At 57.3% G+C, this 7,500-nt stretch carries 11 protein-coding genes and 3 tRNA genes; 3 read left to right on the plus strand and 11 right to left on the minus strand.

Annotated features, from left to right (window positions below; translation table 11 throughout):
* Positions 1-383: 383 nt before the first annotated feature.
* Complete coding sequence (locus WC683_18325) at positions 384-836, minus strand: terminase small subunit protein (protein ID MFA4974568.1); 453 nt, start codon at positions 834-836, stop codon at positions 384-386.
* A gap of 168 nt (positions 837-1,004) precedes the next feature.
* Between WC683_18325 and WC683_18330 the strand changes: the two genes are divergently transcribed.
* The 3 genes from WC683_18330 to WC683_18340 all read left to right on the plus strand — a co-directional run bounded on the left by WC683_18330 (position 1,005) and on the right by WC683_18340 (position 2,016).
* On the plus strand, positions 1,005-1,307 hold the full coding sequence (locus tag WC683_18330) for a hypothetical protein (protein ID MFA4974569.1): 303 nt from the start codon (positions 1,005-1,007) through the stop codon (positions 1,305-1,307).
* Positions 1,308-1,561: 254 nt separating this feature from the next.
* Positions 1,562-1,780: a hypothetical protein gene (locus WC683_18335; protein ID MFA4974570.1), complete on the plus strand. Its 219-nt coding sequence runs from the start codon at positions 1,562-1,564 to the stop codon at positions 1,778-1,780.
* Positions 1,777-2,016, plus strand: coding sequence for a helix-turn-helix transcriptional regulator (locus tag WC683_18340; protein MFA4974571.1), 240 nt, complete (start codon positions 1,777-1,779; stop codon positions 2,014-2,016). Before WC683_18335 ends, WC683_18340 begins: the two co-directional genes overlap by 4 nt.
* A gap of 377 nt (positions 2,017-2,393) precedes the next feature.
* Here the strand turns inward: WC683_18340 and WC683_18345 are convergent.
* From WC683_18345 to WC683_18390, 10 genes are all read right to left on the minus strand, one after another.
* Positions 2,394-2,467, minus strand: a tRNA-OTHER gene (locus WC683_18345).
* Between the two features lie 63 nt (positions 2,468-2,530).
* Positions 2,531-2,606, minus strand: a tRNA-Thr gene (locus WC683_18350).
* 437 nt (positions 2,607-3,043) lie between these two features.
* Positions 3,044-3,115: transfer RNA gene (locus tag WC683_18355), tRNA-OTHER, on the minus strand.
* 429 nt (positions 3,116-3,544) lie between these two features.
* On the minus strand, positions 3,545-4,048 hold the full coding sequence (locus WC683_18360; protein ID MFA4974572.1) for a transcription termination/antitermination NusG family protein: 504 nt from the start codon (positions 4,046-4,048) through the stop codon (positions 3,545-3,547).
* 88 nt (positions 4,049-4,136) lie between these two features.
* Positions 4,137-4,298 (minus strand): hypothetical protein, encoded by a 162-nt coding sequence (locus WC683_18365; GenBank protein MFA4974573.1) that lies wholly within the window; start codon positions 4,296-4,298, stop codon positions 4,137-4,139.
* Positions 4,299-4,440: 142 nt separating this feature from the next.
* Positions 4,441-4,935: a hypothetical protein gene (locus tag WC683_18370; GenBank protein MFA4974574.1), complete on the minus strand. Its 495-nt coding sequence runs from the start codon at positions 4,933-4,935 to the stop codon at positions 4,441-4,443.
* Between the two features lie 188 nt (positions 4,936-5,123).
* Complete coding sequence (locus tag WC683_18375; GenBank protein MFA4974575.1) at positions 5,124-5,597, minus strand: hypothetical protein; 474 nt, start codon at positions 5,595-5,597, stop codon at positions 5,124-5,126.
* 69 nt (positions 5,598-5,666) lie between these two features.
* Positions 5,667-5,984: a hypothetical protein gene (locus WC683_18380; GenBank protein MFA4974576.1), complete on the minus strand. Its 318-nt coding sequence runs from the start codon at positions 5,982-5,984 to the stop codon at positions 5,667-5,669.
* Positions 5,984-6,331, minus strand: a complete 348-nt coding sequence (locus tag WC683_18385) for a hypothetical protein (GenBank protein ID MFA4974577.1) — start codon at positions 6,329-6,331, stop codon at positions 5,984-5,986. Before WC683_18385 ends, WC683_18380 begins: the two co-directional genes overlap by 1 nt.
* A gap of 14 nt (positions 6,332-6,345) precedes the next feature.
* On the minus strand, positions 6,346-7,500 hold a 1,155-nt coding region (locus WC683_18390; protein ID MFA4974578.1), incomplete at its 5' end, for a DnaB-like helicase C-terminal domain-containing protein.

Below are 7,500 nucleotides of genomic sequence, written 5' to 3' on the forward strand. Positions count from 1 at the left end.
GGCGTATCGCCCGCCCGGCTTGCGCAGCGCGTGGTCGAGCATGTCCATCAAACACGCGACCGTCTTGCCGGCGCGGCGATGCGCGATAATCACCGCCCACCGCTGCCGGCGGCGGTGGAACGCGACGAACGCCTGCCGCGGCTCGTAGCCGAGCGGTATCTCCTTAGTCGCCACCAGCGTAAGCCTTGCGCGCTCGCTCGCGACGCTTTCTTTCCGCGGCCGACATCGGCGCGTCGCCAATCAATGGACGCCCGCGCCCCCTTGCGGTTTTCGTGACATGCCCTGGTGTTTTCGTGACATCATCGAGCATTTTCGTGACTTCCGGCTCTATTTTCGTGACACGCCCCGCCATTTTCGTGACAGGCTCGGCCGCCGAAACAAACCTAATCGCCACGCGGGACGCCAGTCATAACGACAAGCTGGACAGGGCCGCCGTCAGTCCCCGTATGCTCGAGCTGCGTGCGATCGCCGTATTTTTTCGGCGCGAGTTTGCCAACATACCATTTGCGCGCATCGATCTTCAGCCGCCGATGCTCGATCATGTCCGCGCGCTTGACCTCTGTCCCAGTTGGCTTCTCGGTGACGATCTCACCTACTTCCTGAGTATTAGCGATGTGAATTATCTCATCCGCCAAAACGTCGAGCTGTATCTCTTTCGCGCGCGTGTATTGTTCACGAAAAACCGCGTATCGTGCGTCAGCCAGCCATCTACATACGGTGCCGGCGCTTGGCATATGGTCGCTTTTGCAGATGGATCGCAGCGATTCGCCCTCTATGAGACGTGCGCAAATCTCATCTGCTATTGCTTCCGTGTAGGAAGACGGCCGTCCGATCATTTCTCAGCCCCGGTTGATGGGGCCTCCTATGGGTTGGGGGCGATGCTATTCTCACGCATCGCGCGTCAACTCCCGCTATTTTTCACAATCTGGTGAGTTTCCGCTTGACGCCATGCGAGGATCGGCTATTGTAGCTCTATCGACGGTTCAGCGTTGAGGGAGAGCCAGATGTTCGACGAATTTGACAACATCGCCATCCGCGCTTTTGAGCCCGGATTTAACGTCGGCGACATACTGCCCAATAGCTTCGTGTGGGTTGACGGAGAAATCCAAGACGAAGAACTCGACGGGGCCTCTGGAATCCGCGTGCGGAGCGAAGCCGAGATTGCGCAAAAGCTCGCCTACGTGCGCTCTACCTACGCCTTCGCCGATCGCGTGATTTACATCATCGGCGGGAACTACGCCTCATGGGGCGAGGACCGCGGCGAAATCATCATCCGCAATGCGCGCGTTCTGCGCGTAATTGGGTGACTACCATGGAAAGGAGCGAGCGACAATGAAACTGAAATTTGCCCTCCCCCCGATCACGGTCCCTTGGTTTTTAGTATGGCTGGTCCCGAAATCTCTGCGGGCACGCATGGGGCTGTTAGGATTCGCGCGATCGGCTGCCAGGAAGGGGCCTTTTACTATTAGTGTCGAGGTGGAGGATTTGCAGCGTGATGACAAGCGCTCCTAACCTCATATCCCGGCTTCGGCCGGGGTTCCATCTAGTGGAGTAGAGAGAAATGGATACCAAGCTAAAAGTGCGCCAGCGCGTCCACTATACCACAGAATACGGAAAGCTTTTTTCAGCATCCGTCAGGGTGTCTCACCGAGATGGCACATATACTATAGCCGTTCGGTTCGAGATCATCGATGATGAAGAGAGCGGCACTTATATCGGCGCAAATTATCGCGTTCCGAGTCACATGCTGAGGGCCGCATTTGACGAGCTCTCGGAATGAAATCCCCGCCCAAGCGCTTCACCCCGCGCCCCGACGCCAACTGGTTCGAACTCTGGCGTTGCGGGCGCAAAATCACCAAGCTCGAGGCGTCTCGGCTCCTCGGGATCAGCCATAACACCGTCGCAGCTTATGAGGCCGGGGCCGAAGTCCCGCTATACATCGCGCTGGCCTGTTCGGCGATCTCGCATGGGATACCGCCTATGGGATCGGCCGGCGCGGGAGATCGCTCAGATTAAGAGCAATACCACGAGCGCTCTTGCCTGGTGGCGGTTCCGAAATATCGGCGAGGATTCCTGCACCACATACACGCGCAGTGTTGCAAATGATCCGCGAGGCGATCGGCTTTCGGGTCGTCAGGATAGATGCGCCGCGCCTTAGCTTTCATTCTTGCCTTGTGGGCGCGGCGGATGGCGCGGGAGGGCATTCGCGGCTCTCGTAGTAGGATCGGCTGTTGTGGCGTCTTACGCGATTATAGCGAGTTTATTCTAGTTTATGATAAGATTGCTATAATCGGCCGGCGCGGGAAGCCTAGTCACTCGTAGGCTCGCATCTCACCGTAATGAGACGCCCTCGGATGGCTCCGGCCGATAGGCTTTCGAGTGGATGCCCATGACAGGCATAACAGGCGAGAGTCGAACTCGCGACCTCATCCCCCACGGGACGAGCTCTACCCCTGAGCTACCGCCCGACTATCGGTCTTCCAACCCGCACACGAGACGGGCGTGGTCACGATAACCGCCACTCGAAACTTGGAGCCCGAGGCAGGATTTGAACCTGCGGCCTACCGCTTACAAGGCGGTTGCTCTACCAACTGAGCTACTAGGGCTAAACTACTTCGAGCGGGGCGGGGCGCCATCCCCGCGTTGTGTGGTGACACGACAAGTAGCCGTAGCAAAAGCCTTCGCGGACAGAGCCACCCATACCGTCGTCGCTGGTTAGCCTTTAGGCGTCTCAGCCTTCGCGCTTCATTCGGGGGCCGTTCCCGTCGAGGCCGCAAGCCGTATCCCAACGGCGCAAGGCCCTACATACGCGCCACCGCTCGAAACTGTTGCCGGTCTTTCCCGACTGCCATCCCGGAGTGACCGGGCGCTCCCCATGCGGGGCTCAGGCTTTCGAGACGGGCGGTTCATGAGGCCGCCTGTGATGATTTCTGTGCGCTCTTGGCGCAGTTGGTCATCTCGAAACACGTTGCGCCGAAGCGCGAATAGCATAGACGGCGCCAGTCGATGTAGCGGGGAGCGACCCCTTATTTTCGACCGGCCAAGCGCATGACGGGGTTCGAACCCGCGACCTCCGACCCGCGTCGGTGCTCTCCCAGACTGAACTACATGCGGCCGTCTAACTCTGTGCGCCGAAGCGCGAATTGTCCCCGGAACTCTCGCATCCGGGCGCGGCCTTACGTCGTGGGGCTTCTGGGCATTCGGCTCGCCCGCGTTTTTGACCGATCCCCACTTCTACCAAGTCCGCCGTTAGGCAGCATAGGACTTGGAATAGTTCTCTGTCACCTTGGCCCCGCGCGCGGAGCTTCAGGAAAAGCTGCCAACTAGAAACTCATTGCGCCGAAGCGCGAAACTTTCGGCCTGCCGGGCGCCACCCCGGGCACTGTAAGCAGGGAGGCCATGACCCTGGCCCTGCCGCGTGAGCACGGAAGCATGTCCATCCGGGCCGGCGCTTGCCGTTCAAACCGAACTCGTCGCCTCATTCGAGGCAAAATTACACCACCGCGCGAAATCGCACGTTGCAAGCCCGCGGTGTCCGAAGCAGTTAGCCCGCCAGCTCTACCCGCTCAGGATCGACGCGAACGATTTGCCGCTTCCCGAGCATCTCAACCCCTACCATAACGCGCCCTCGGCCGTCAACCCCTTCGCATTCCAAAATCATATCGCTTATCTTATTGATAATAAGCCTTATTTTATCTCCCTTGCGATACGCGACCTTTTTGCCCACAATTAACGGACCAGCTTTTTCGAGGTTTTCTACCCATTCTCCCGGTATTTCTGCCGGCACGAACCGCTCTCCTTCCCAATTGCCGAGGATGTAGGAGACGCCGATCGCGTTTCGAATGCGCGCTATATCCGCTATATTGTCGAGCCGTACGAAGATATACCCCGGCATCAGCGATTTCTCGCGGAATTTCTGCGCTTGCGTCCGCCGATCAATGAAATAGCGATGCTCGAGCGGCCGATATGTCCGCAGGCCGGCGCGACGAAGGTAGAAATCCGCTCGCGTGTCGCGCCCGCTGCTTTTGATGACGTGCCATGCGCTCATGCGCTGTCCCTCGGTTGCCGTTTGCCGGGCCAGCCGTGGCCCGTGGTGAGTTGAGACGCAGGGACGCTACTTGGACAATGGCCGAGTTTTAGACTCCGCATATGATCGCTGTTACGGTCGCCAACAGCCACAGCGCCACAAATCGCTCGACGCCCGCCTTATCTTTGTCATCGCGCCGCTGCCAGCACCGATCGAACCGCATATCGAGCACGAACCCGAGCCATATGATCGCCATCGCTATCCCTCTCATGCCACTCTCCTGATTAGCTCGGCCCAACTCGCTTGACGCGCGCGACGCGACACGACGATCAACAAATGCGGGTTGCCTCTGTAGCGATATGCGCGGCGCTCGATGTCCCATAGGCGCCGCGGGTAGAGGTCGGCGGTCCAAATCATTCGGGAGCCTTGGCGAGCGCGGCGCTGTCTAGCCGTTCGATCTCGGCGAGGATTAGAGCGCCGGCTTTCACAAGATCACGGCGACGCGTGGTCGGCTTCCACCAATTATCGCCCCAAGGCCATCCGAAAGGCACGCCATATCGCAAATCTTTGTCCGTGGCGGCATAACAGGCGGCTGCGTCGGCGAGATCGCCAGCCGCGTGTCTGGCGTCATGCTCCGCGTCCCAACCCTCGGCTTCGATCTGGCGTCGACGCTCAGCCTTCACGTCCTTTACTGCATCGCTCTCTTCCAGCGCCTCCGCCCGCGCGGCAGCTTTGATGGAGGGGAGGTCGATGGCGGAGATGAGAAAAATGGCGCGACGACGAAATATGTCCCAATATTCTGTCTGAACACATTCCTCACCAAATTCGGCGCGGTCGTCCGCCGCAAGAGTATCCATCAAATACAACTCGCGCGCGATCTTTTCGATTAGCTCTTTCTCGTCGGTCATAGCTCATAATCCTCGTCTTCACGCGGCTTATATCCAATGATCTCGCAAACTCCTTCGATGAACTCATATGCATTTTCGATTACGCGGTCAGTTTGGTATATCGTCTCCGTGCAATGAATATCCTGTTTGTCGATAAACTCTCGACAGAACTTTACGAGCTGATCGGGGATTGACGGTTCGCTCATCTCTCACCCCTGTTTAGCCGCGCGGATCGCGGCGGTGAAGGCGGAGCGTTGCATTTCATGACCCGCCGGGCAGGTTGTCTCGAACAAAACAGAATGCATAGCATCCATCATTTCCTCGCTCGGACGTTCCAGCTCGGCGAGCATCGCGTCCACGAAAATCTCGTAAGGCACGTCGCTCCAATCCGCGTTGTCGCCGATCTCTCGGATGTATCTGTTCGCCTCACGCTCGACGGCGTAAATTAGGCGTTCTCGCATGGCGCGCGCTTCATATACGGCGCCCGGGACAATCTGGCGTTCCAGCTCGGCGAGCACTGCGTCAGCGGCTTCAAAGCAGATATCCGCCGGCTCCCGGCCGTCCTCAATCACGTCGAGTATCTTGTCGAAAATCTCCTTGGCGATCCTTTCTCGCATTGGGGTCATTTGCATTGCCTCATTTTTGGTTGATGATGATGAACGGCCCTTGATGATGGCGCGCAACGTCGCTCACTACCATCGCCGAGAACACGAAACCAATCACGATAAACAGCACAATCCTCTCTGCTGTGGTCATTTGCTTTTGCCCTCCAAAGCAGCGCGGGCGATGCGCTGCGGCCATTCCGGGTCTAGCGCTAGGTTGATCTGGTCTTGCTCGGCGATCTCGCACAGCGCCTCGTAGGCGTCGAGCAACGCGGGGAGCGCGTTGAGGGCGGCGTCGATAAGACAGGCATCTTGCTCATCGAGCCTTTGTGCAATTATTTGATGGCCGTTTTCGATGAAAAATTCATCGCCATCTCCGGGCAAGCCATAGTGCTTGACTACCATTAGGGGCCCCTGTGTCGCCTTCTCCGCCAGCTCGCGGAGACGCTTCGTGTCGATAGTGGTCATCACATCATCCCCAGCCACATCGGATCAACGACAAAAATCTCCGTGAACAAGTCACCGCACTCTTTTACAGAAATACCGTTATGGCCTCCTTCTAATTCAATTATCGCATCGTGCATAACACTGCCGATGTAACGAGCTATTGATACATTATCTGTCTTAACCCAAATAGTATAACAACTACCGGCATTCGAATCGCAGAATATGCAAGCTATTTCATATCTAATCTCAGGATGAACAGCCTCGGCCATGATCTGCATAGCGTCCATCTCGATATCAATGTCATAGCGGCTCGAAAGGATAATATCATCGAATTTCCGCACCGTTCTGTTGTCGTTTACTGCGTTCATCGATGTCCCCATCGTTACATGAACATCCCGGTTTCTCTATCAAACACAAGCTCTATAGAGCCTATTTTGCCTGTGCTCGGCTGATAGCGAACCTTCTTCACGAAGATTCCTGTTTCGATATCGACCGCAGGATCGCCGAGCCGCGCCACGACAACGCCAAGGTCCGCCTTGTTTTGGAAAGCAGCGGAATCGGCAATGTCGTAAAGCGTGACTTCCTCTGGCGATTTGCTCGTCGCGCCCTTCGTCGGGTGCGCAACGATGATTACCAGAACATCGAAGCGCCGGCCGAAATCTTTGATCTCACGGAGCGCGCGGTTCACATATTCCGTAGTCGATTCCCTCGCATCGCGCGAATGCTCGATTTCGTTCCACGGGTCTATGAGCAGCACGCGGGCGCCGTGGCGGATTACTGCTACCTCGGCTTTTTCGAGCAACCACGAAACATCGTGAACGCGCTCGCAATCTGGCTCTGGGGCGATGAAGCAGAAATTGCGGTCCAGGAATTCATCGACTGTTGCTTGATCGCCATCGCCCCAACGCTTCGAGGCTATGCCGAGCATCGCGGTCCCGATCGCGTTCGTGACATAAGGCTTGATGCGCATTTCGAAAGAGGCGATTGCCGTTGTCCAGCCATGAATGCGCGCAAGATTTGAAACGAGCTGTTGCGTCCAGGATGTTTTCCCTTGGCCGGCGAACCCAGTCACAACCATCAGCGCCGGATGGTAGAGCATGAGATATTCGTCGAGTTTATCCCATCCCGTCGTCTTCGGACAAAGCTCAGGCTCTTGCGGGAGATCATGATAGGCATAGACGCCAGACACAGGGTAGGGGAGCGCCGAGCCGATGATGCGGTTGACCTCGGCCGCACCGTAGCCGATCAAAACTTCGTTCAGGTCTTTGCAGCCTTCAGGATAGCTCACGAATGAGCATCGCACCCGGCCTAGGCGGCGGACCAGTTCAGCCGCCAATCTACGTCCAGGCTCGTCCGCGTCGGTCGCAATGACGATGCGTTTGATCTTCTTCAGCCTGTCCCAATTATTCGCGATGTAGCGATATTTCTCATCATTTGCCGGGTCGATATCGTCGACTCCTTCCGGCACGTCGATCAAATTCCCGAACCCATCACGAGCCGGGGGCGCCCCATCGGGAACAGAAACGGCGTAGGCGTA

Source organism: bacterium, assembly GCA_041648665.1.
Classification (GTDB): Bacteria; UBA10199; UBA10199; order 2-02-FULL-44-16; family JAAZCA01; genus JAFGMW01.